Raw genomic sequence first — 25,442 nt, forward strand, 5'->3', positions numbered from 1 at the left:
CGTACCTTACGTGTTCAGGCCCCATTGCCATTAATTTTAGTTTAAATCAGACTCCGTAAATGATTAAAGCAAAAGTTAATATAAGATTATAAATTTTAATAAAATTTTAACCAAATTATATGCAGGTTAAATTTCTTTAGTAGTGTTAAATTTATATCTTTGTAAACTTAAAATCAGAAGAAAAATATGAGTTTATTCGATATGTTTACGCAAGAAATTGCGATAGACCTTGGTACTGCCAATACCCTTATCATCCATAATAATAAAATTGTTATAGATCAGCCGTCAATTGTTGCAATTGAACGTTCTACGGGTAGGCCCATTGCGGTCGGCGAACAGGCCAAGCATATGCAGGGTAAAACTCACGAGGATATCAAGACGATCCGTCCTTTGAAAGACGGGGTAATTGCAGATTTCCACGCTTCTGAACACATGATCAAAGAATTTATCAAAAAAATTCCTGGAATTAAAGGTAGATTCATACAGCCGGCACTGAGAATCGTGATCTGTATCCCTTCTGGTATTACTGAAGTTGAAAAAAGAGCGGTAAGAGATTCTGCTCAGAAAGTAAATGCGAAAGAAGTAAGACTGATTTACGAACCAATGGCTGCAGCAATAGGAGTTGGAATTGATGTACAGAAACCTGAAGGAAATATGATCATCGACATAGGTGGAGGTACTACGGAAATTGCAGTGGTAGCTTTAGGAGGGATCGTATGTGATAAATCTGTAAAAATTGCAGGTGACGTATTTACCAACGATATCGCTTATTACTTAAGAACTCACCATAACCTTTACATCGGAGAGAGAACGGCTGAAAGAATCAAAATTGAAGTAGGTTCTGCAGTGGAAGATCTTGATGTAGACATTGAAGATATCCCGGTACAGGGTAGAGACCTTATTACAGGGAAGCCGAAAGAAATCATGGTTGGCTACAAAGAAATTGCACGTGCATTAGACAAATCTATCATCAGAATTGAAGATGCGGTAATGGAAACGCTTTCTCTTACGCCACCGGAACTGGCTGCTGATATTTATAAAACAGGTATCTATCTTGCTGGAGGAGGTGCTTTATTGAGAGGTCTTGCAGACAGATTGCACAAAAAGACTGGTCTTCCTGTATTTGTAGCAGAAGATCCGTTGAGAGCTGTTGTTCGCGGAACCGGTATTGCCCTTAAGAATATGGATAAATTCAATTTCTTAATTAAATAATTTTAACTTTTTACGACAATACATCTGAATGGGATTTTTGCTGAGACTATTTTCGAAGAACGCTCTTTTTGTCTTCTTTATATTCCTGCAGATTGTTGCTCTGGTTCTTATATTCTCTAAAAACGCCATGCAGAAATCATGGGTAGCTGGCCAGTCGGCTGCGCTGAATTCATGGATTTCGGGGTATATAGATGAAGGGGTTTCATATCTGAAACTGAAACAGATCAATGAAGATCTTGTGGCTCAGAATAAATCTCTGATGCTCCAGCTTTATGGAAAAGAGGGAGCCAAGAATCCTGTATTCAAAAAAGTACATGATACGTTAGGGGGTGGGCAGATCTACACTTTTGTAGACGGCGAAATCGTGTTTAACAGTATCAACAGAAGAAATAACTATTTTACCATCAACCGTGGCCGCAGAGACGGTGTTTTCCCTCAGATGGGCGTGATGGCTCCTAAAGGAATCGCGGGAATTGTTATCAATTCTACAGACAGCTATGCTTTGGTTCAGTCTGTTCTTAGTGTCAATAAAATCAGGATCAACGCATCGTTGAAAAATTCCGGATATTTTGGAACTTTAACGTGGAATGGTGATAATTCCAGAGTGATGCACCTTGCAGATATTCCTAAATATGTAGCTTTAAAAGTAGGAGACACTGTTGTTACAGACGGTAAATCTGCTATTTTTCCTAAAGGTGTCATGATAGGAACCATCGCAGGATATTCTGTAGATAATAAAACCGGTTTCTGGGATATTTCAGTAGAGCTGAGTGAAAAAATGGGTGCTTTGAGTAAAGTATTCGTTGTGAAAAATCTTAAGAAAGCCGAAGTACAGAGAATTCAGGATACATTGCAGACCGTAATAAAAAAAGAAAATGATTAGCAGGACTTTATTTACCGATATATTGATCATGATCTTCCTGGTTGCATTACAGATTTTTGTACTCAACAGGATCACTCTTTTCGGAAAGTATACGCCGGTTCTTTATCCGGTTTTCGTCATGTTTTATCCTTTCTTCAGAAATAAATATCAGTTTTTAGCTTTAAGCTTTTTAATAGGACTTTCAGTAGATGCGTTCCTCTATTCATGGGGAATCAATGCATTTGCAACGACTTTGATCGCGTATTTTAGAACGTTGATCTTCAGAACTTCCACAGATACTTCCACAGACTTTTTCTCTTTTCAGTCCCTTCAGTGGGCACAGTTTTTACTGTTCCTGTTTTCAAGTATCTTCCTGCATCAGCTTTTAGTGCAGTATATAGAATTTTTTAAATTTAGCCGTTTTTTTGAAATATTACTTAATGTAGTGATCACAAGTATAATTTCCTTTATATTTATCGTTGTTTACGCATTAATATTTAAAATCAAACAAAAAGTTTGAACACACGTTATTTAAAAATCTTTTCTGCCTTAGTCGTAATCGCCCTTATTTTTGTGGCGAGGCTTGCGTATTTGCAGATGTTTACAGACCGTTATGCCTTAAATGCGGCTAATACCTCTATTAAAATTGAATACGTCATTCCACAAAGGGGTGTCGTTTTCGACAGAAACGGAAAGATCCTTGTGGGAAACCAGCCTGCCTACGAAATATCCTTTACGCAGGCGCTTATGAAACCCGATTTTGATACGTTGGGATTCTGCAATCTGATGCAGATCAGCAAAGCCGATTTTATCAAAAGAATTGAGATCATCAAGAAAGAAAAATACTATTCAAAGCTGACCCCGATGACTTTCCTGAAGGACCTCAGCAGAGAAGATATTGCCAGAGTTCAGGAAATTATTTTCAAATATCCTGCATTCAGTATTGTATCCAGACCTCAGCGACAGTATGAAGTAGGAACTTCCGGAAACCTTTTGGGGTACACCAGTGAAGTGAATGAAAGAGAAATCAAGAAAGACTCGGCTTACTATCTTCCGGGAGATTTCATCGGAAAAACTGGAGTTGAGAAATCTTACGAAAAAGAACTTCGCGGGGTAAAAGGAATGAAATATATCCAGAAAGATATTAAACTTCGAAATATCGGTTCCTATAAAAACGGAACATTAGACAAGGACGTTATTACCGGAAAAGATATTACGCTGACCATTGATTACGATCTTCAGAGAATGGCAGAAGAAATGCTGGTGGGAAAACACGGAGCTATCGTAGCCATTGATCCTAATAACGGAGAGATTCTGACCATGGCCACCGGTCCGGATATTGACCCGAATTTATTTACAGGTCCATATAAATCAAAAAATCTTTACGCATTATCCAAAGACACATTATACGATAATCAACCTACGTTTGACCGATCAGTTCAGGCGGCTTATCCTCCGGGATCTACCTTCAAATTACTAACTGCTTTGGCGGGAATGCAGATGGGGGTAATGGATGAAAATACCATTTTCCCTTGTGGTGGCGGATTTTTTTACAGAGGTTTGAGAATTAAAGGACATGGAGGAGCAGATCCTCTGATTCCGTCCATCCAGGTTTCCAGCAACTGCTATTTCTCGCATGCCTTTATTGCCATCATGAATAAATATCCGAAAGATCCTTCCAGAGGTGTTGATGAATGGAAAAAGATCATGAGCAGTTTTGGGGTAGGAGAATATCTGAATAATGATATTGCTGTAGGTTCACCGGGAAGAATTCCTAGCGGGAAGTTCTACGAAAAGAGAAGCGGTAAAAAAGACTGGACGGGTGACTATACCATGAATGGTTCTATTTTCAACGGAATGGGGCAGGGAGATGTATTGGTGACGCCTTTGCAGTTAGCCAACTATGTGGCCGCTATCGCTAATAAAGGATGGTTCTATACTCCTCACATTGTTAAATCTATCGATGGAAAACCTAATCCGGATAAAAGATTTAAAACAAAACACAAAACACTTGTAGACCCTAAACACTTCGAACCCGTACTGAAAGGAATGGAGGCCGTAGTATTGAGAGGTACCGCAAGAAGTTTAAAATCCAATGACTTTACCCAGCTGGCCAAAACAGGTACAGCACAGGTGCCTCAGGGGAAAGATAACTCGATCTTCGTTTTAATTGCTCCTGCAGACAAACCTAGAATTGTTGTGGCAGCAGTAATGGAACATGCCGGATTCGGTGCAACATGGGCAGGTCCAGCCTGTACAGTGATCGCTGAAAAATATATTACCGGAGATCTGAAAAGAGAAAACCTGTACAAAAAGATGACGGGCGCTACCTTTATGCCTGAGTACAAAAGACAGTGGGTGGCAGATCTGAAACGGAAAGGCTTATACAAAGATCCTAAAGAAGATTCTGTTAAGCTGAAAAGAAAACAGGACAGCCTGAATTTTATCAAGGAGCAGAAAATAAAACTGCAGAAAAAAATAGACGAAGAAACAAAGAACAACGCTAAAAAAGTAAAGCAATGAAATGGGCAGAAGGAATAGATAAACTAGGTCTGGGGCTGTATTTTCTGCTTTGTATTTTTGCCATTGCAAATATCTACAGTGTTGACCAGAAATTAGGGGAGAAACAGTTGGTATTCTTCTGTATCTCTTTATTTGTAGGGTTAATTATATTCGTAGGAAGAAGCAAGTTCTTCGAGAATATGTCCGGTATTATCTATATCGGAGGGGTTTTGCTTTTGATAGGACTTTTCCCTTTTGGGAAGGAAATTCTCGGGCAGAAAAACTGGTATAAATTCGGAAGCTTTACCATGCAGCCGGTTGAATTTGCCAAAATAGGAACCGCACTTATGCTGGCCAATTATGTTTCCGGACCGGATTTTAATCTTAAAGTCAAGAAATCACTCTGGACTGTTTTAGCCATCATCGGAATTCCCGCAGCAGTGGTTCTGATGATTCCCGATGTGGGTTCCATGCTCGTATTTATTGCATTCTTTATCGCTTTATACAGAGAAGGACTGAACGGTCTTTTGTTTGGAGTTGGATTTGTATTTGCAGGAGTCTTTTTAGTCTCTCTTGCCATACCACCAGTGTATGTAGCGTTGACAGTTGTGGTCATTGCCGGAGTTCTGATTGCTATGAATTATCATAGAATGTCCTGGGACGTGATCTCTATTTCAGGAATTGCAGGATCAATTATATTACTGTGTGGACTGGCTTTCGGCTCGCCATACATTTTAGAAAAGCTTCCAAAGCACCAGAGAGAAAGAATCGAGGTTCTCTATAAAGGAGAAAAAGCATTCAGAGATACTTCCGGGTACAACTTATTATATTCAAAAACAGCCATCGGGTCCGGTGGGCTTTTAGGAAAAGGCTATCGTGAAGGATCTGTAACGCAGGGGAAATTCGTTCCGGAACAGGAAACGGATTACATTTTCTGTACGGTAGGCGAAGAATGGGGCTTTGTAGGAAGTGCGGTGCTGGTTTTATGTTATATGGTGTACATCGGCAGGATTTATTATCTCGCGGAACAACAGAAATCTACCTTTAACCGGGTATTCGGATATTGTTTTGCTTCTATCCTCATGATGCACTTTACAATCAATTTAGGGATGGTTATGGGACTTTTCCCGACTGTGGGTATTCCGCTTCCTTATTTCAGTTATGGAGGAAGCTCGCTGCTTGCCTTTTCTATGATGACTTTTATTTTCTTTAAACTTAATTATTCGGATAAGAACAGCTTGGTGTAAGCTTATTATTATTCGATCTTGATCTCATAAACTAAAACGAACCCGACCTGTTACTCTGCAGAAAATAATTTTCTCTTTTTTCAAAGTACAATCATAGTCTGAGACAAAGAATTTTTCATGTTCAATGAGTATGGATTGAATTTCCTGTTTATGTAATAATTTAAAATCTTATCGATCAGTATAAAATTATCGATCTTCAGTATTCATAAAGGGTTGTAATACGTATATTTGTGTGAAATTATTTAACTATGAAAAAGAAACAACTATTCCTTACTTTAATGTTACCTCTAGGATTGTTTGGACAATCAGTAGTAGTAATACCCAATACAGAAAAATATGGTGAAAATGGGATTGTTTATGACAATTCTCTATTTTTTTCCAAAAACTATAAACTTGTAAAATTTGATGGAGTATCGGTAACCGGTATGCCTGAGCCATCTTATAATAATCAACCAATTGCTGGGCAACTTAGAGGAAGTATAATTGTTTATAATAATAAACTTTGTTATAGCTATGATTATTACAATCCTGAGAGTCCTATTTTTAGCCATTTAAATAAAGACTATCTTATCACCTATGATGGAGCAAACTATAATGTGTTCTTAAACCCATACTATGTATATGCTGAAGGTGGAATAACTATAGAAGATGGTGAAAGTAATTATAAACCTATTGAGTATAATGGAAAATTAATACTTAAATCAAACAGTACAAATGCAAATTATCCTGCAAGTCAACCATCATATTTTCATTTATGGTCATTTGATGGACAAATACTTACTAGGATTAATAATCCATACTACTTTAATGATCCATTCACTAATTCAACTCTTACACCGCATTTAGGAAATTGGGCTTTAGTTTATAATAATGATTTGTATTTTGCTTATACTTATACGGGGTCCTATGGAAGTAGGATTGCAAAATTTGATGGTACAAATATAGCTCTATTAGAAGATAATTTTATTTATCATGGAGGTATTTTCAATCTGGCTAATAATTTATATTTTAAAATGTCATTGAGCTCAGTAAATGAAGGTCTTGTAAATTATATTCCTGCATCCAATACTTTTGTATTGGCAGGTTCGATACCTCCACCACTCTTCTCTACAGTTAACTATAAACCACTTATTCATAATTCAAAAGCTTACCTATCTACCGAAAATAAGAAGCTTTCAGTTTTTGATGGGGCAATACTGTCTCAAATAAATAATCCCGTATCTGGTGATAAAGGAGTTGTGGGAAGCCCGGTGCTATTTGGTAATGATGTCTTTTTTCAATATCAGGGCACCGGAGATAAGTATTTTTTAGGAAAATATACACCTGGAGATACCAGTCTTTCCATAATCTCTAATCTTTCTGCCGGTGATACAGGAATTGGTGCAAAATTTAAAGAATTCAACGGTGCTCTTTATTTTACCTATAAAACTTCCGCTGTTTCACCGAATGTTGCCCCTTCTTATCTTGCAAAATATGATGGTAACACGATTACAGTATTTCCTAATCCGGATAATGGACAGGGCGTTCAGGATTCTAAATTTGTAGTCTATGGCAATGATCTTTATTTCCCTTATAAGAATGCTGCAGGAATCATTAATATGGCTAAATATGGAACCACAGTTTTGAGTACGAAAGAGACAGTTAAAGATGTTGGTGTTTCTATATTTAAAGATAACAATGGTTTTTCGGTAGTATCAAAAACTGAAAAAATTAGGAAGATAGAAGTTCTTGACGCCTCAGGAAGAGAAATTCTAAACGCGAAAGCCAATGCCCAGAAATATTCTTTTGAAATTGGAATTCATGGAGTTTTTATCGTGAATGTTACCCTTGATAATGGTAAGGTTTCCACATTAAAAATTAAGAATTAAAAGAACAGTTCTCCAGTTTAATAGCAATTCATTAAAATATAATTTAAAAATCTAAGAAAGTCAAAATTAAAAGTTTGGCTTTCTTAGTGCTTGACTCGTTATTATGAAAAACGGATATACCTCCGATCACGATTTCCAAAATGTAATATTTTCCGATCAACCCTTACAAACAGGCGAGTATGAAAACTGTATCTTCAGAAACTGCAGCTTTGAATATGCAGATCTCTCAGATTTCAGTCTCACAGACTGTGAGTTCATCGGTTGCAATCTGAGCATGGCTAAACTGCTCAAAACAGCTTTTCGTACCGTTGTTTTCAAAGAATGCAAAATGTTCGGGCTTCAGTTCAATGACTGCAATGGCTTTGGACTTTCATTTACTTTTGATGGATGCGCTCTCAACAATGCGGTGTTTTATAATACCTCAGTTAAAAAGACCGTATTCAGAAATTCAAAATTAATAGAAACCGATTTTGCTGAATGTGACCTCTCTAATTCAGTATTCAAAAACTGTGACCTGTCGGGCGCCATTTTCGACCGTACAAACCTTGAAAAGGCAGATTTTCAGAACTTCCTTCAACTATTCCATAGATCCAGCCTTAAACAAGCTTAAAAAGGCTAGATTTTCACTTTCTGAAGTGCACGGACTACTTTATAAACTGGATATTGAAATCGATAGGAATTAGAAGTTAGAAGCTAGAGATTAGAAGTTAGAGAATAAAGGCCGGAAAATCTATTCCGGTTACATCATTAAAAATTCAATGGAGGCGTCTTTGTATTTTAAGATTCAAGATAATGCTTTAGCTAAAACTTATTATTCCTTTCTATCAACATACCTTAATGACTACATTTTTTATTACGATGGCTAAAACCATTTTACCTACATATGATTAATCTTCCCTGAAGGGGTGGATTTTTGCAACGCAAAAAGACGGGGTAGTCATAAAAATAAAAAAACCATCAGAAATCTGATGGCTTCATTATTTAAATCAATTATTTAAAATTAAAAACTTGTCGCTGTGGATTGAGTAGAAGAGGCTAAGTTATTATAAGCTTCCCCATTCTCGTTGATTACTCTTTTTGCAAACCTGAATTTTGGTCCCCAGTAAGAATCATTCAGCGATGAGATCATTACCCCTTTAGAAGTGGCTGCGTGGATGAATTTAATTTCACCTTCTTCAGTTACACTTTCTACGATACCTACGTGAGAGATTCTTCTTCCGTGTGAAAAGAAGATTAAGTCTCCTTTCTGAAGGTCTCCTTTTTCAATACTTTCACCTTCCTGAGCCTGAGAAGCTGCTACTCTTGGTAAGCTAAGCCCTGCTGCTGCTCCGAATACAGAAAGAACGAAAGCTGAACAATCAATACCTCTTCTTGTCATTCCTCCGTATCTGTATGGAGTTCCAAGGTATGTTTCAGCTTCTGTTAGGATATTATCAATCGTTTTATTGTATTTGACTGCTTTTGCAATCTCAGAATTCTTAATGGCTTTTTTCGCGTTGGCGATAGATGCTGCCTTTTCGGCTAGAAAAGAATCGATAAGTCTTTGCTTATCCTGCTCCATTTTCTTGTTATCAATAGAAGCTAGTTTGGCATCTGTTTTGTATTCTTTAGCGTAAGTTGCTGGCTGTGAAACTACATAATTTGTAGCGCAAGACTGAACTGATACTGTAGACACTAAAGCAACTAAATAAAACAAAACTCTTTTCTTCATATATATTTGATTATCCGTGTTAAAAGGAATATTTATTTTCACAAAGCATTACAAAAGTAGAGATTCCGTGCAAAAGACCCCCGATATGATTATTGTCAGGTTCTTTATTTAACACATTTTAACATATTATTTAAGTATGTTAAAGAAAAACAAACCGCAACCGCCCGTTTTTGGCGAGTCTGCGGTTTTTTTTATTATGATTCTTTAACAAAATAAATGACCTTTCCTCTGTTTATCGGATTTCAAGATTCAAAACTCTAATTTTCAGCGATGTTAATAAAACAAAAAAAAACTCCCCGGAAAAAACCGGGGAGCTTAACTAATATGGAACTTTACAGATGTTATTTTGTAAATAACATTTCTCTATATTTAGTCATTGGCCAAAGCTCGTCATCCACCATCATTTCAAGATCATCAGAAGCTTCTCTGATCACATCAAATAAAGGAATTACTTTGGTGCAGTACGTTTCTGCCTGCTTTTGACTATTGGATACAGCTTTTGCTGCTTCTCTTGCCTTAATAAGATCTTCAACGCCCAATTTGATTTTGGAAACGTTTTCAGAGATATTGGTGATTAAGCTCATTTGCTCTTTCGCCAATGTTTTGAATTCTTTGTCCGGGAATATTTCTTTAAGACCTTTTACGTTCTCGATCAATCTGTTCTGATAATTTAAAGCTGAAGGAATGATGTGGTTTCTTGCGATATCACTTAAAACTCTTGCTTCAATATCAATAACAGTAGAATATTTTTCTAATTTGATTTCGTTTCTTGCCTCAACTTCTCTGTGAGTAAATACTCCGATTTCTTCGTAAAGGGCAACGAATTTTTTATCCATTTCCTGCTTAAGCGCTTCAGGAGTAGTTTTTAAGTTATTCAAACCTCTCTTTTTAGCTTCTTTCGCCCAGTCATCAGAATATCCGTCACCTTCAAACATAATGCTCTTGCACTGCTTGATGTACTCTCTCAATACGTTGAAAATGGCTTCATCTTTCTTAAGACCTGTTTCAATAAGCGCATCAACTTCTTTTTTGAAATCGATTAACTGTTTTGCAGCGATCGTGTTCATTACCGTCATAGATTCTGCACAGTTCGCAGAAGATCCTACCGCTCTGATCTCGAATTTATTTCCTGTAAATGCAAATGGAGAAGTTCTGTTTCTATCTGTGTTATCCAGAAGAATTTCAGGGATTTTTCCAACTACATTTAATTTAAGATCTGTTTTTTCGTCCGGAGAAAGTTTTCCTTCTGTTACTTTTTCCAATTCTTCCAATACTCTGAACAGCTGGCTTCCGATGAATACGGAAATAATTGCCGGCGGAGCTTCGTTGGCGCCTAATCTGTGGTCGTTACTTGCAGAAGCGATACTTGCTCTTAAAAGGTCAGCGTATTCATAAACTGCTTTGATGGTATTAACGAAGAATGTAAGGAACTGTAAGTTTTTCTTAGGGTTTTTTCCTGGGCTTAAAAGGTTTTCACCTGTATCTGTTGCTAAAGACCAGTTGTTGTGCTTCCCGCTTCCGTTTACTCCTGCAAATGGTTTTTCATGGAATAAAATATGGAAATGGTGCTTGTGAGCAATTCTTGCCATGATGTCCATCAACAGAGAGTTGTGGTCTACGGCAACGTTTACTTCTTCAAACATTGGCGCCAGCTCAAATTGGTTTGGCGCCACCTCGTTATGTCTTGTCGTTACAGGAATTCCCAGCTTCATACATTCGATCTCCAACTCTTTCATGAAGTTCATTACCCTTGTCGGGATAGAACCGAAATAATGGTCATCCAGCTGCTGTCCTTTAGCAGGAGAGTGACCTAATAAAGTCTTACCTGTTAAAACAAGATCCGGACGCGATTGGTATAATGCGGAGTCAACTAAGAAATATTCCTGCTCCCAACCTAAGGTAGGCGTTACTTTTGTTACGTTTTTGTCAAAATACTGCATTACGTTAGTTGCAGCTTCATCCACAGCATTCAACGCTCTTAAAAGAGGGGCTTTATAATCTAAAGTTTCTCCTGTGTAAGAGATAAAGATAGAAGGAATACATAAAGTAGTTCCCATGATGAATGCAGGGGAAGTAGGATCCCATGCCGTATAACCTCTTGCTTCGAAAGTGTTTCTGATTCCTCCGTTCGGGAAAGAAGAAGCGTCAGGCTCCTGCTGGATCAGTAGATTTCCGCTGAATCTCTCAATAGCTCTTCCTCCTTCAATAGGTGTAAAGAAAGAATCGTGCTTTTCTGCAGTAGTTCCTGTCAATGGCTGAAACCAGTGCGTGTAGTGAGTTGCTCCTTTGCTCATTGCCCAGTCTTTCATAGCTACGGCTACCTGGTCTGCAATGTGTCTCTGGATCTTTGTTCCTTTTTTAATAGCATCCATGATAGACTGGAATGCTTCCTTTGTCAGGTATTCTCTCATCGTCTCTTCTGAGAAAACATTCTGGCAGAATAATTCTGACAGTTTTCCGGGAACCTCAACAGAATTATCTCTTCTGAAGTCCTTAAATGGTAAAGTTTCTAACGCTTTGAATCTTAAAGTTGACATATTAAGGTTGTATTTTGTGGGGCAAATTTACAAAAAAAATGAATTAAAAACATTTTACCCCTTAAAAATTTAGGGGTTGTTGTGAAAATACTCAAAGTCAAACGCGGGTTTAATCTTTTTTGAAGGGGGCGTTTGTCTTATGAAAGGTAATATTTAGCCCTGCCATGGCTTCAAGAATGCATTTTGCGCAGTATATTTTAGAATGATAAAGGTACAAATTTAAACTGCTTGTTAAAAGATACTTAAAATAAGTTGAGCCGAGATTTTGTATATTTGTGTGAAATTTATTTTATGACAAATTCTAGAGCTAGAGAAACAACGGAAGCAATTGAAAGATTGTATATTTCTATGAGACACCTCTTTTACAGAGGTTTTTTTAAACCTGCCGGTGTTTCTGGAGAAAGTATCAGAAGTTTGTTAAAGACTATCAATCCAGAGATTTATGGTACCATGAATATTCCTAATAAATTGGAATTAAATGGTTTGATGTACGTTTTAGACAGACTTCCTGAAGGAATTGAAGAATGTGCTTTTATTCATCTTACATCAGATGAGGGTTTTGATAAAGGAAGTTTCGAACCTATTGTACCTAAAAAGAGAAGAAGAAACTGTTACAGGATAGACGAGCACCAGATGAATATTGAAGTTCTTTTGGGGCGTTCGGAAATTTATGATATTCTTACCCATCTTACCTTCTTATTTATAGAAGCAGACAAAGTGAGAAACCTGGCTTTCATTCAGGATGAAAACTGGAAACCAACACGTGCTTTTAAAATCATCGAAGAAGTAGTTAAAGGGGAGAAGAAATTCAGCAGAAAAGAAAAAGAAGTGGCTTTGATTCATTTGTCTTCTTTAATAGGAAGAACGTTTGAAGAAACATTGAATGCTTATAATTCATTCGGGGATGATGAAAATCCTGACCGTTTATTCAAAATCATCTACAACTTAGGAAAAGTAAGCCTTGAAGATGCAAAACAGACCAGAGAAAGAGAAATTCATTTCAGTGCGATATTAAAGGAAAGAGTAGGACACCACTATTTCGGTGAGAAATGGGCCAACAAAGTGAAAGAAGTTTTATTTGAAAAAGATCTTCACATGCGTCCGTTGCACATTATTTCAGCCAACATGCACTCCGTGAAAAATATGCTGTATGGAAATGATGCTTTAAAGAAAAAAGACAACAAAGAAGTAGATTATAAGCTATACGGAGATATTTCTGATAAAAAAGAACTTCGAGACAAAGTTTCAAAATATGCTTTGGAAGAAGGTTTGATCTATATTAATGATAAGAGCGGAAGTAATATTGACGTTCAGATCATCGATTTAAGCAAAACAGATCTTAAAAACACCCCATTCAGCGGTATAAAATATGTCGGAGACGATGTGATCATGGTGTTCGACTATGCTTTCGGAGAGCAGGCTTTTGAAGTAATGGATGAATTGCTGAGACCTTTCGAACACAAAGGAGAGGTGTATATGATGAAAGTAAAATCTGTTTCCATTATGGGTAAAGCCGGAATTCTGGCTGGAGGAAAAGGAGATATTATGATTCCAACTTCTCATATTTTTGAAGGAACAGCAGATAACTATCCATTTGAAAATGCTTTAAAACTGGACGATTTCAAAGATGATGAGCTGAAAGCGTTTGAAGGGCCAATGATCACGGTATTGGGAACATCGCTTCAGAACAGAGATATCCTTTCTTATTTTATGAACACTTCATGGAAAGCCATCGGTCTTGAAATGGAAGGAGCGCATTATCAGAAAGCCATTCAGGTGGCTTCCAAGATCAGACATCATATTGCACCGGATCTGTTTGTGTGTTACGCTTATTATGCTTCGGATAATCCTTTGGAAACGGGAAGTACACTTTCTTCGGGAGGTCTTGGTCTTACAGGAGTAAAACCTACCTATCTGATCACTTTAAGAATCCTTGAAAAGATCTTACAAAGCGGAAAAAAAGAAATTCCGGCTAAAAAATAATTTGATTTTAAATCATATTGAAACCTCAGATGTTTTGCATTTGAGGTTTTTTGTTTTTTGAAACACGAATGACATGAATGTTTTTCACGGATATCACAAATTGATTAGTGTTTAAAATTGTGGTTTTATTAGCGTCATTTGTGGTTAAAATCTGATCATCTGTACAGTCCGTGAAAGCTTAAAAAAATAATTATCTTTAAGAATCATAAAATGTCAGACAAATGAGCTCAGCTTCACAATTAGCAAAAAGATTCAGAGAAGTCTTGCTGGACGGCTTGTGGATCGCCAATACGAATTTTAAAGATCAGCTTTCAGATGTCACCTGGGAGCAGGCCGTCACAAAGGTAGATTCTTTAAATACCATTGCCATGCTCACCTTTCATATTCATTATTATATAGCCGGAGTTCTGAATGTATTGGAAGGAGGTGATCTTGAAATAAAGGATCAGTTCAGTTTTGATCTTCCGCCTATTGAGTCTGAAAAACAGTGGAAAGATTTGTTAAACAGACTTTGGGCAGATTCAGAAAAGTTTGGATTATTGGTTGAGCAAATCCCTGATGATAAGATGGATGAGGTTTTCGTGGATGAAAAATACGGAACTTACAGAAGAAATATAGACGGAATGATTGAGCACAGCTACTATCATTTGGGACAGATCACTTTAATAAAGAAAATGTTGGCTCATCAGTAATTTGAAACACAAATGGCATGAATATTTTTCACGAATGCCACTGATGAGCCATGTCAAGGTTTTAAACTTTGACATGGCTTTTAGGACAATATTTTCACAAATCATTAGTGTTTAAAATTGTGCAATAATTTGTGCCATTTGTGTTTAAAAAAACAAAATATGCACAATCACACTTAACCATCAGAATAAAACCTCATCTAAATCCATAACAGATCAAAAAGCCCTAAAATACCTCCATATTTGAGGGTTTTACATAAATTACCTACCTTTAAAAAAAATAAATTTTAAATGAGAAAATCGGCTGCAATCCTTTTTGCGTTTATCATTTCACAATTTCAGGCTCAGCAGGGGGCTTATTATCAGCAGGCTGCGAAGTATAAGATGGATATTGATGTTAATGCTGAAAAATTTACCTACCAGGGAAATCAAACCTTAGAATATACCAATAACTCACCGGATGAGTTGAATGTGGTGTATTTTCACCTGTACTGGAATGCTTTTAAGCCTAATTCAATGATGGACCAGAGAATTACCGGTCAGGGAAAGAACGGAGATTCCAGGTTGCAGAAAGAGGGTGTTTCGAGACTGGCTTCTATTCCGAAAGATCAGGAAGGAGCTCAAAATATTCACTGGATCAAGCAAAACGGAAAAGATCTGAAATTTGAGATCCAGGAAACCATCATGAAGGTGTATCTGGCAGAGCCTATCCAGCCCAATTCTACCACGACTTTTACCATGGGTTGGGATGCTGTAATCCCTCAGCAGATCAGAAGAAGCGGAAGAAACAACAGGGAAGGAGTGGATATGACGATGACTCAGTGGTATCCTAAAATTGCAGAATATGATTATGACGGTTGGGCAACTTTTGATTATATCGGAAGAGAATTTCATGCACCGTTCTCGGATTTTGATGTTACCATTAAAATCAACAAAGATTATGTGATCGGAGCAGGAGGAATTCTTGAAAATCCGGCAGACGTAAAAGGATATGATGCCGCTGCAAAAATTAAAGCAGATAAAAGCAAAAAAGCAGTCTGGAAATGGAAAGCCAATAATATTCTGGACTTTGCATGGAGCGCAGACAGAGATTATATCATTAAAAGTTTTGATGTTCCTGAGGGACCGAAAGTATTCCTTGTGTATCAGCAGAATGACAAAACTAAAGTTTGGGAAGAAGCTCAGCCTTATGTGACCAAATATTTCCAGCTGATGAACGCTCACTTTGGGAAATATGTATATCCGACCTACGCCTTTATTCAGGGTGGTGACGGCGGTATGGAATACGGAATGTGTACCATGATCCTTGGAGAAGCTAAAGATATGAAAGGTCTGATGGGCTTAATGGCTCACGAAGGTGCGCACTCATGGTATCAGCAGATGCTGGCCACCAACGAATCCGTACGTCCGTGGATGGATGAAGGGTTTACAAGCTATGCAGAAGGGTATGTGATGTATCAGTTATTTCCGGAAGAACTTCCGAATCCTTTTGCCCATACCGTGGAAGCTTACAGGAATTTTATTAAAAAAGGAATTGAAGAACCTGCCGTATGGTTGGGTGATCACCACGATAATGGGACGGCTTACACTTATGCATCTTATGTGAAAGGGGAACTGTATCTTGTGGAATTGGGTTATATTATGGGAGAGCAGAAACTTGCCGAAACATTAAAGCAATATTACGACCAATGGCACATGAAACACCCTTCTGACAGAGATTTCCTTCATATTGCTCAGAAAGTATCGGGGATGGATCTGAAATGGTTCCATAACTATTGGATCAACACAACAAAAACTATTGATTACGGGATTAAAGATGTGAAGTACGATGCAAAATCGACGACAATTACCCTGATCAATAACGGACAAGTTCCAATGCCTATAGATTTCAACATTTTGACTACAGATAAAAAAGTAGTTACGTATCAGATTCCTTTGAATATGACCCATACATGGAAGGATAAAGATATCTATGGTGATTTTAAGACGATGCCTTACTGGCCATGGACACAAAAAGAATATACACTGACGATTCCTTACACAAAATCTCAGCTGGCCGTTTTAGGAATAGATTTCAGCCAGAGATTGGCAGATGTCAATATGGAGGATAATATTGTTGAAGTGAAACAATAATGAAGCTATGGGAAGTGATGAGTTATAAATTATGAGTTATGAATTTTGCAGAAAAATTGCCCATAGACATTTCTTATACTTAGCCTTGATCTAATAAAAAAACAATCCCGCAGAACTTTTCTGCGGGATTGTTTTTTGTCTTGAATAAAGTCTGAAATCTATTCTCCTATTTTATCTCAAACTGCTGTACCATCCAGTGATTAGCATGATTTTTTATAAGGTCATTTTTTAGAGCAGGATCTTTTGTATTAAGATAGCTATATACTTTTAAAGGAACTGAATCCGGGTATTCTTTTAATCCCTGGTCAACAGCTGTTTTGGCTTCGTTTTTCTTTCCGCTTCCATCCAGTGCTTCTGCTTTATAGATGTAGATGATCGCAGGGACTTTTCCATAAATATCTTTGGTCTCCTTCTCCAGCAAAGTCATCGCTTCGATCTGGAAATCTGTATCCGGTGTTTTTCCTACCACCGCTGTTCGGCTGATGTGTTGCTGATAAATCAGGAAAAGCATGAGGATATGAAGGTTTTTAGTATCAGGATTTGAAGCGAGTTTTTCAATTCTCTCAATGGTTTCCGGTGTCATTTCATCTTTTTCTGCCTGAAGGTTTTTGTTATAAAATTCATCCAGAAGATCATAGACAGCCCTGTTGTTTTTATCAATCTTTGCCTGTTCTTTTATTTTCTGAAATACGCTGTTCACCTGAGACGCACTCTGCGCAAAAGTATTCAGACCAATACAAAAGAAAAATAGGAAGATCAGGTTTTTCATGGAAGATGAGATTTAAAATATTTTGAGTTTTAAAGGTAATTAATTGTTTCCAATTTTCTAAATCTCAGGTTCAGATTTTATATAACAAAATTAAAATATTCAATAATGGATGCCTGTAATCAATATAGATTCATGAATTACTCTAAATAACCTGAATTTGGGTTAAAACATTTGCTTTTATAATGATTTCATGATGTTTAAAGTATAAATCATAGCACCTCATAATAGTTTCTGACTGCTGGTTTCATGGTTCAAACCTGGAGCTACCTATTACGTCCAAAAGCTTTCAAATCCCAAATTCCGTACCTCTTTACCCTTGAAACTAATAACTCATCATTTAAAACTCATAACCCGCTCAAAACCGCACCTCATAATTTTCGAGACCTCAATCTTAATTTTCTTAACCCGAACTCAGGTTAAATAACATCGATATTGCTTATTTTTGAGGATAAAGCCTTATTTTTACACCTGTTTTTTAACCCACACTAGCTTAAAAAATCTAATGAATTCAATCGTAATCAACGTAGGGAACAGCAATATCAGATTCGGACTTTTCAATGGAGACAACTGTGATATTTCATGGGTGATCAATACCAAGCCGTACAGAACGGTAGACGAATTGTATGTACAGATGCTGATGCTGTACCAAACCTATAAAATAGAACCGGAAGAGATCAGTAAAGTCATTATAGGATCTGTGGTCCCTCAGCTTACCAAAGTGATCAGTTCGGCCATCAAAAAGATCCATAAGATTTCACCGGTGATAGTCGACAGATCTACACCTTCCGGGGTTCAGGCGAAATCCAAGCAGATGGGTACGGATATTTATGCCAATCTTGTAGCTGCCCACAATTTGTATCCCAACCGTAAGAAGATCGTTATTGATTTTGGAACGGCTCTTACCGCAAGCTGTGTTACAGAAACAGGAGAAACATTGGGTGTCATCATTGCGCCGGGTATTGTGACTTCTTTGAATTCACTGATCAACCAGACTGCACAGCTTCCTGATATCGAATTGAAGAAACCTAAAACAGTCCTTGGATTAGACACGGTAACCTGTATGCAGAGCGGTATGGTTTACGGATTTCTGGGCATGGTAGAAGGTTTTATAGACCGTATCAACGATGAGGTGAATGACGACTGTTTTGTAGTGGCTACGGGTGGGGTTTCCCATGTGTATAAGCCGTTGACAGAAAAAATTCATGTGATGGACAGGCTGCATACGCTGAAAGGACTTTATTTCCTGGGAAAAGATTTACAGCCTTCGTAAACCTGAGGCTTAAAATTTCAAGATATTAAAAACGTGTTATGAGAAAATTAGAAGAGTTTCCTACCATAGAAACAGAGAGGCTGATCCTTTCACAATTGAATGAGAAGGATATTCCCGCCGTGAAATTATATCTTCAGGATAAAATTTTCTCAGACCTTACGTCCAATATTCCTTATCCGTATATGTTGGAACACGCTGAATTCTGGTTGAAAATCTCCAGAGAAGCCTTTGCAAACAATACAGGATATACTTTTGCAGTCCGCAATAAAGAAGGACAAATTATAGGTGCTATCGGTCTTCACGACAGAGATGATGATAAGGCTGAACTCGGTTACTGGATAGGAAAACCATTCTGGAACAAAGGATACGTCACAGAAGCTGCTATAGCGCTGATTGATTTTGGATTCCGTGAATTGGAAGTCAATAAAATCTATGCAACCTATTTTCTTCACAATCCCGCTTCCGGAAGAATCATGGAAAAAGCCGGAATGAAAGAAGAAGCACTGCTGAAACAGCATCTCAAAAAAGACGGCGAATACTTTGATGTGATGATGTATTCTGTCTTTAAAAATAAATAATGATTTAACCTTTCGTGGAATACGCTATCAAATCTGCAAATACTTCCATGAAAACAATCTACATTCTCATTGCTGTAAGCATCAGCACTTTCCTTTTTTCTCAAACCAAACTTATTGCTTTCAAAAGCCATAGCGGTCATTCCGACCATTTCAATACCGCCGTTTCTGAAGATCTTTTCGATGTCAATGCGTCAAATCTTGGTATTGTTCCAAAAAGATACGTAACAGATGCCAGACTGGATTCTGTGATCATTCTTAATGATGAAGAAAGTATTTTGGTGACCAGCTCAGCACGAAAAATAGTTCCCGAAGGGACGAAAAGAGTATGGGAACCGGGAAGGGAAGTGGTACGGAATCATGCCCTTTTTTCAAAGAAGAATATTGACAGTGTAAAAAATGTTTTGAAAAAAGACTATTACTTTGTTAATGATATGGACAGCGTTGTCTTTGTTGAATATGACCAACACAATAAATCCTATAAAGAAGTAAAACCAGTAAAGGAAGGTAAACCGAAAAAAGAAAAGTCAGAAAAAATACCAAGAGGTCTTCTTTTGGGCATCCTGATGTTTTCGGGAGCTTCAGGATTCTACAGCTGGAAAAAGAACAGGAAAAATAATGAGAAGTAGATTTCTTTTGGGAACAGGAATCTTTTTTCTGCTGTTTCTGCTCTTCTTTCCATTAACTTTTCTGGGTGGTTTTCAGCAAAAATGGTCCCTGTTTTTATGGGGAGATCTCGCAGGCTGGATTGTGAAAAATATTTTTACGATTAATCAATCAAGAATAGATTTTTCTTCGGACAGCAGCTCCATGTTAGCATTAGCCATGATTCTTTTAACGGTTTCGGTTTTAGTTGTTGTATTAGTCAGAAAGAAATATCATCAGATAATCATTGATTTATCTAAAGAAATCATCGTCTTATATCTGGCTGTGGTTCTGATGAAATACGGTTTTGATAAGATCTTTAAAGTCCAGTTCTATCTTCCCGAACCTAATATTCTGTACTCCCGTTTTGGAAATCTGGATAGAGATATTCTGTTCTGGAGCACAATGGGAACTTCCCGGTTGTATTCTGTATCGGCCGGAGCTCTGGAGCTTCTTGCCGCAACCCTGATTCTTTTCCATAAAACACGTCTCTTCGGACTGTTGGTATCTATCGGCATCCTGCTCAATATTTTTCTCATCAATATCGGATTCGATATCTCGGTTAAATTCTTTTCTCTGATCCTGCTTTCTATGGCTGTTTTTGCACTAAAAGATGACTGGATTCCCTTGTACCGTTTCTTGATTTTAAAACAGGAAGTCAAACCGGAAGGGAAAAGAGAAATCAGTCCAAAGTTCCATGCTATTTGGATCTTTTTCAAGACTGCTTTTGTGGGACTTTCACTGGCTGTGATACTTTTTCCGTTTATTAATTCAGGAAATTTTAATGATGATACGTCAGAGAGACCATTGCTTCATGGAGCTTTTAAAAATATTGATGTCAACTCCGATATTCAGTATATTTTCTTTCACCGGAACAGCTACCTTATCCTGATGGACAAGAATGAAAAGATGGTGGATTTTCATTATCTGCAGGGCTCAAAAAATCAACTTATCCTTGAAGATTATACAAACAAAAAGACAAAGGTTAATTATATCTATCAGAAAAAAGACAGTCTTCTCACACTCAATTTTGGAAAGTATATGATAAAGACCAAAGAATTGAACTGGAGAACAATGAATGCCGTAAAACCTCTTTTCCATGCGACGATAGAAGAGATGGAATAGATTTCAGATGGCGGACATCAGATTTAAGATCGTCAATGGTGAATTTTGCTACGCAAGTGAATGGTGAAAGTTTTCCCGTTCCAATACCCGCATTACATAACTCATCACTCTCAAAAGTGCATTCCATAACTAAGCCTCAATTATCTTTTGCTTTTGAAAAACTCCTTAACGATGGTAGAACATTCATGTTCCATAATGCCGGTTACGATTTCTGTTTTTGGATGCAGAGAAAGATGTTTGTTGATAAATCCCCTTTGTTCGTCTCTGGCACCAATCACGACTTTTGAGATCTGCGCCCAGGAAAGCGCTCCCGAACACATGACGCAGGGTTCCAGTGTCACATAAAGTGTACAATTGATGAGATATTTGCCTCCGAGAAAATTAGCCGCGGAGGTGATCGCCTGCATTTCTGCGTGGGCTGTCACGTCGTTCAGGGTTTCGGTAAGGTTGTGGGCTCTTGCAATGATGCGGTTATTGGAAACCACGATACATCCGATGGGAACCTCATCTTTTTCTAATGCAGCTTCTGCTTCCTGCAGGGCCATCTTCATGTAATATTCGTCGGTAAACATTTAATCTTCAATCGTTAAAGTTAAAGGAAGTCTCAGGCTGTGTCTTACCGGATCTCCATTAATGACAGCGGGTGAGAATTTTTCCGAAATGGAATACAGGGCAATCTCAGCCTGTCGGTTGAATGTGAAATTATCCCCTTTTGCATGGACATTGCTGATGCTTCCGTCTTTTTCCACAATAAAAGCCACGTCTGTTTTTACGGTTTTGGCTTCGGTGTAAACAGCTGGTGTATAAAAAAGATGGGCTACTTCCTGTCTCAGGGTATTAAACCCACCCGGATAATCGGCAGGTTTCTCAAAAATGGCTGGTTTCTCGGTGCTGTTTTCTGATATGCCTTTTGGATTTTTCAAGGATTGCAGATCTTCAAGGTTTCTCACCTTTAGCAGAGCTCCAATCATTGCAACATTTTCAATGCTGTCCATCTTTTTCATGAAAAGAACAAAATCAAGTTTTATATTGGCTTTCCTGAAAGTATCCGGTTCCAGGTCAAATTTCTTTTTAAACTCTGTATTCAGCATACTCCGATGTTGGTTGTAATAGTTTTTTACATTCCGGAATTCTTCTTTCTGCTGGGAAAAGCAAAAGGAAGAAATAAGGCAGAACAGGTAAAGAAATAAAGCTTTCAAAAGAGTATATTTATGTAAATATAATTAAAATAAATGAGCTTTTTGTTGTTGTTTATCAGCTTTCAAAATAACGGTTCAGCGACTCCTGAAGATGGGTGCGGATATCATCAACTAAACCTTTAGGTTCCAGAACAGTGACTTCTTTTCCATAGGAAAGAATTTCCTGCATAAAATCATAGGTAGGGTGGAGAAAGAACTCAAAATAGATTTCTTCCGGTGTTTCTTTAGTTTCTTTCTGAGACTGGTGAAGCGGAAAACTTCTGATGTATTCTCCCTGATGTCTGCTGCATTTCATGACGATCTTCTCAGGATTCTGCTCTGCCAGATTCATCACGCCGAAAGCATTTTTGAAATGCTCCCTGAAATTGTAATTATACTTTTCACGGAATTTATTGTCACTCACATCCAGATAATTGACTCTATCCAGACCAAATGATTTCAGAACCTTGTCTTTGGTATCAATGGCGATCAGGTACCATCTGTCCTTGGATTCCTTTAAAGCCAGGGGATGAACCTTACGGGAAGTCATCATTTTATTTTTGTAGTTGTAATGTTCAAAACTTACGACCCTTTTATTACGGATAGCGAAGAAAAGATCATAGAAATGCTCGATGCCGGTAGGTTTTCTGCTTTCGAAAAAAATAAAATCTGAAAAGTCCGGATGAAGATTCAGGGCATTGCTTACCTGGAAAGATTCCAATAATTTCTGGTTGTATTCATCCACTTCCATAATTGGACGGCTTTCAATATAATACCGGTTATCACCCTTCTTTTTGTTGTGAATGGAAAGATTAAAAAGATCGGAAATCTCACGAATATCCCTTTGCAGTGTACGGATCGAGTAGCTCTTGATCCCAGCATCCTGAAATTCGAAAGAGTTGAGAAGATAGTCCTCCAGCTGGGAATAGGTAGCCGGAGAACTTTCTAATCTTTTGATAATTAAGGCATATCTTGTCAGATAAAAATCTTTTTTCATTCTTCTATAATTTATGCTGCAGCCAGGCTGCGTTTCATGGTAAAATTTTATAAGACAAATATATAGGCTTAATGCGACAAAACGTGTCGTGTTTTAATTTTTTATAAAAAAGCATTAGCTGGAAAGACAGTTGTTATCTAGTCTTTGGAAGAGCATGTATTGTCTAATCGGCTTGTGTTTTCTGTTTTATTTCGTTGATATATCCTTCTTCAATTCCTGTATCTACCATCGCTTTCCATTGTCGCTCATAGAAAACCTTATACTGGAAATTTTCATTATAGGGTTTCTCACAGGTTGAATCTGTTCCCTGTCTGTAATCCATGATATTTTCCAATGTTTTACTTGGTGGCATGACACCTGTTTCGTTCTTCAGTTTTTTGTTTTCTTCGGTAAGCCTTTTAATTTCAGCATCTCTTTTGGCAATTTCATCTTCTACAGAAATATCAGAGGTAGGGTTGGGACGGTTTTCTATATCAATCACTCCAGTAATAGGTTTTTCATCTTTTACAGCAGCTTTTCCTATAATGTTGAACAAGAAATCTCTTTCAAAATAATAAACTTCCGGTTTGCTTTTATCCTCACTGTAAGTAATAAGCTTTTGGATTGTAAGATATTTTTTATCAATCCCGTAATAATTTTTTAAATCCAGATTTTTCTTAGTGTTTTCGAGCTCGTCTTTTTCTTTCTTTAATTTGTTTATCGTTTCTGTATTTTTATTTAAAGCATTGAGTTTTTCATCTGTGAAAGTATGGTTCAGGCTTAACGAATGACCCACTTCGTGAATAATAAGTGCACTGCCGTCTTTATCGGTATAGGCACTATTGAAGATGTGTACAACGCCTGATGATTGTAAAGAATACGCTTGTACTTTCGTTATAGGATCTCTTCCCCCTTCGATATTTTTATTGATAAAAATGTAAATTGTATTTTTTCTGTCCAGTTCTACATTACCCTTATAGCTTTTTCTGAGATCTTCATATTTTTTATAAGCACTTACCACTTCTGGTTTTTTCCAGATGTTTGTTACTTTCGCATCTTTGTGAAAACTTTTTGCTTTCTCGAGATTACTCTGTTTATCATACTTAAAGTCTTTTTTAAATACGGTAATTAGATCTACGATAGCCTGCTGGATTTTTTCTTTTGCGTCCTGTTTTTCTTTATTGCCAGAACCCAGCGCGGCATAACGTTCTTCTACAAGATCATTATATGAATTGGCATTAACATAACTTCCTTTATTGCCATAATTTACAAAAAGCCCACCTGTATGGGTATTTCCACATGGGTCTTCTTCACCTGCAATTTCTTTTAACACTGAATCTTTTGTGAAATCACTTTTCAGAAAAGTCACTGAATGGGTCTTCTTGGCAAGATTTCCTTTTATGTAGGCTTGATTCAGTGAATTTGTATTAAAATAAGCTGCAATATTCTCTACCAAACTTTCATGATCAACCAGTTCCACGGATTTTGAAGCTGTTGTTCCCCAGTTAATCATTACCGGTTGTATAGTGGTCTCATAAATTTTTGCATTGGCTTTAATAACAATCTGGCCTATTTTTTTTGTACCGGATCTTGCTTCCAGAAATATGTCATCTTTGAAGGGTTTAATACATTGTAATGTTAAAGGCTTGGCAGAACCACTTTCAAGCAATATTTTATTATTTCCTACAATATTGATGTTTGTATTCTTGTTGTCGCCTTTGGAACTTACACATGAAAATTCAACTTCCCCTGTTGTTCCCTTCTTTTTATCGGTAGCCTTTATATATAATGTTATTTTACTCTTGCTGTCACCAAATTCAGGAGGATAAATACTTAGGTAAGGTGAAATATATTTTGGATTGTCTGAGGTTTGTATTTCCTTACCTTCAATATCCAGATAATTACTGATAGCCCCCCGAGGCATTATCTTAGAATTATAGGCGTCAAATCCAAAAGTACCTTGATAGTCAGTGTCTTTAGATCCTACTGCTCCTTCAGAATGTGTTTTTGATCTGAAAAATTCTAAAGTTACCTGATCAGTGAAGAGTTGATTTGCCTTAGCATTATAAACATCAATATCAGCAGTACCAATATTGGCAGGATATCTTATATCTATATTTTTCATTTTAAAATTTTTTTGATTGGGGTAAAAAAGCGGCA

The 25,442-nt window shown here is 37.2% G+C and carries 21 protein-coding genes; 14 read left to right on the forward strand and 7 right to left on the reverse strand.

Features of this window, described 5'->3' with window-relative positions; translation table 11 throughout:
- Positions 1-186 precede the first annotated feature (186 nt).
- The 7 genes from LC419_RS17450 to LC419_RS17480 all read left to right on the forward strand — a co-directional run bounded on the left by LC419_RS17450 (position 187) and on the right by LC419_RS17480 (position 8,301).
- A complete protein-coding gene (locus tag LC419_RS17450) occupies positions 187-1,212 on the forward strand; it encodes a rod shape-determining protein (RefSeq protein ID WP_034700899.1) in 1,026 nt (341 codons plus the stop codon).
- A gap of 28 nt (positions 1,213-1,240) precedes the next feature.
- On the forward strand, positions 1,241-2,095 hold the full coding sequence (gene mreC / locus LC419_RS17455) for a rod shape-determining protein MreC (protein ID WP_034724154.1): 855 nt from the start codon (positions 1,241-1,243) through the stop codon (positions 2,093-2,095).
- A complete protein-coding gene (gene mreD, locus LC419_RS17460; RefSeq protein WP_090025996.1) occupies positions 2,088-2,594 on the forward strand; it encodes a rod shape-determining protein MreD in 507 nt (168 codons plus the stop codon). The genes mreC and mreD overlap by 8 nt, the downstream gene beginning before the upstream one ends.
- On the forward strand, positions 2,591-4,597 hold the full coding sequence (locus tag LC419_RS17465; RefSeq protein ID WP_223608562.1) for a penicillin-binding transpeptidase domain-containing protein: 2,007 nt from the start codon (positions 2,591-2,593) through the stop codon (positions 4,595-4,597). Before mreD ends, LC419_RS17465 begins: the two co-directional genes overlap by 4 nt.
- Positions 4,594-5,823 (forward strand): rod shape-determining protein RodA, encoded by a 1,230-nt coding sequence (gene rodA, locus LC419_RS17470; protein WP_223608563.1) that lies wholly within the window; start codon positions 4,594-4,596, stop codon positions 5,821-5,823. The genes LC419_RS17465 and rodA overlap by 4 nt, the downstream gene beginning before the upstream one ends.
- Before the next feature lie 248 nt (positions 5,824-6,071).
- On the forward strand, positions 6,072-7,691 hold the full coding sequence (locus tag LC419_RS17475; RefSeq protein ID WP_223608564.1) for a hypothetical protein: 1,620 nt from the start codon (positions 6,072-6,074) through the stop codon (positions 7,689-7,691).
- A gap of 103 nt (positions 7,692-7,794) precedes the next feature.
- Positions 7,795-8,301 (forward strand): pentapeptide repeat-containing protein, encoded by a 507-nt coding sequence (locus LC419_RS17480; RefSeq protein ID WP_223608565.1) that lies wholly within the window; start codon positions 7,795-7,797, stop codon positions 8,299-8,301.
- A gap of 390 nt (positions 8,302-8,691) precedes the next feature.
- Here LC419_RS17480 and LC419_RS17485 read toward each other — a convergent pair whose 3' ends face one another.
- Together LC419_RS17485 and LC419_RS17490 are read right to left on the reverse strand one after the other, a co-directional pair.
- Positions 8,692-9,402, reverse strand: a complete 711-nt coding sequence (locus LC419_RS17485) for a C40 family peptidase (protein ID WP_223608566.1) — start codon at positions 9,400-9,402, stop codon at positions 8,692-8,694.
- A 341-nt stretch (positions 9,403-9,743) separates the two neighbouring features.
- A complete protein-coding gene (locus LC419_RS17490) occupies positions 9,744-11,939 on the reverse strand; it encodes a glutamine synthetase III (RefSeq protein WP_034724140.1) in 2,196 nt (731 codons plus the stop codon).
- A 291-nt stretch (positions 11,940-12,230) separates the two neighbouring features.
- Between LC419_RS17490 and LC419_RS17495 the strand changes: the two genes are divergently transcribed.
- From LC419_RS17495 to LC419_RS17505, 3 genes are all read left to right on the forward strand, one after another.
- The gene (locus LC419_RS17495; RefSeq protein WP_223608567.1) at positions 12,231-13,922 is read left to right on the forward strand and encodes a hypothetical protein; all 1,692 of its coding nucleotides are present in this window, start codon (positions 12,231-12,233) and stop codon (positions 13,920-13,922) included.
- Between the two features lie 221 nt (positions 13,923-14,143).
- A complete protein-coding gene (locus LC419_RS17500; protein WP_223608568.1) occupies positions 14,144-14,614 on the forward strand; it encodes a DUF1572 domain-containing protein in 471 nt (156 codons plus the stop codon).
- A 288-nt stretch (positions 14,615-14,902) separates the two neighbouring features.
- Positions 14,903-16,744 carry a M1 family metallopeptidase gene (locus LC419_RS17505; RefSeq protein WP_223608569.1) on the forward strand — a complete coding sequence of 614 codons (1,842 nt, stop codon included), beginning with the start codon at positions 14,903-14,905 and terminating at the stop codon, positions 16,742-16,744.
- 166 nt (positions 16,745-16,910) lie between these two features.
- Here LC419_RS17505 and LC419_RS17510 read toward each other — a convergent pair whose 3' ends face one another.
- Positions 16,911-17,513 (reverse strand): hypothetical protein, encoded by a 603-nt coding sequence (locus LC419_RS17510; protein WP_223608570.1) that lies wholly within the window; start codon positions 17,511-17,513, stop codon positions 16,911-16,913.
- A gap of 502 nt (positions 17,514-18,015) precedes the next feature.
- Between LC419_RS17510 and LC419_RS17515 the strand changes: the two genes are divergently transcribed.
- Genes LC419_RS17515 through LC419_RS17530 form a run of 4 tightly spaced genes read left to right on the forward strand, consistent with a single transcriptional unit; the run spans position 18,016 to position 21,128 of the window.
- On the forward strand, positions 18,016-18,783 hold the full coding sequence (locus LC419_RS17515) for a type III pantothenate kinase (protein WP_223608571.1): 768 nt from the start codon (positions 18,016-18,018) through the stop codon (positions 18,781-18,783).
- Between the two features lie 38 nt (positions 18,784-18,821).
- Positions 18,822-19,361, forward strand: coding sequence for a GNAT family N-acetyltransferase (locus LC419_RS17520; RefSeq protein ID WP_223608572.1), 540 nt, complete (start codon positions 18,822-18,824; stop codon positions 19,359-19,361).
- A 47-nt stretch (positions 19,362-19,408) separates the two neighbouring features.
- Positions 19,409-19,987, forward strand: a complete 579-nt coding sequence (locus LC419_RS17525; protein ID WP_223608573.1) for a hypothetical protein — start codon at positions 19,409-19,411, stop codon at positions 19,985-19,987.
- Positions 19,977-21,128 carry a hypothetical protein gene (locus tag LC419_RS17530; RefSeq protein ID WP_223608574.1) on the forward strand — a complete coding sequence of 384 codons (1,152 nt, stop codon included), beginning with the start codon at positions 19,977-19,979 and terminating at the stop codon, positions 21,126-21,128. Before LC419_RS17525 ends, LC419_RS17530 begins: the two co-directional genes overlap by 11 nt.
- Before the next feature lie 140 nt (positions 21,129-21,268).
- Here LC419_RS17530 and LC419_RS17535 read toward each other — a convergent pair whose 3' ends face one another.
- From LC419_RS17535 to LC419_RS17550, 4 genes are all read right to left on the reverse strand, one after another.
- Positions 21,269-21,700 (reverse strand): nucleoside deaminase, encoded by a 432-nt coding sequence (locus tag LC419_RS17535; protein ID WP_223608575.1) that lies wholly within the window; start codon positions 21,698-21,700, stop codon positions 21,269-21,271.
- Positions 21,701-22,327, reverse strand: a complete 627-nt coding sequence (locus LC419_RS17540; RefSeq protein WP_223608576.1) for an energy transducer TonB — start codon at positions 22,325-22,327, stop codon at positions 21,701-21,703.
- 55 nt (positions 22,328-22,382) lie between these two features.
- Complete coding sequence (locus LC419_RS17545; protein ID WP_223608577.1) at positions 22,383-23,303, reverse strand: YafY family protein; 921 nt, start codon at positions 23,301-23,303, stop codon at positions 22,383-22,385.
- Between the two features lie 163 nt (positions 23,304-23,466).
- Positions 23,467-25,407, reverse strand: a complete 1,941-nt coding sequence (locus LC419_RS17550) for a hypothetical protein (RefSeq protein ID WP_223608578.1) — start codon at positions 25,405-25,407, stop codon at positions 23,467-23,469.
- Positions 25,408-25,442 lie beyond the last annotated feature (35 nt).

It is taken from the genome of Chryseobacterium sp. OSA05B (genome assembly GCF_019970065.1).
Taxonomy (GTDB): Bacteria; Bacteroidota; Bacteroidia; order Flavobacteriales; family Weeksellaceae; genus Chryseobacterium.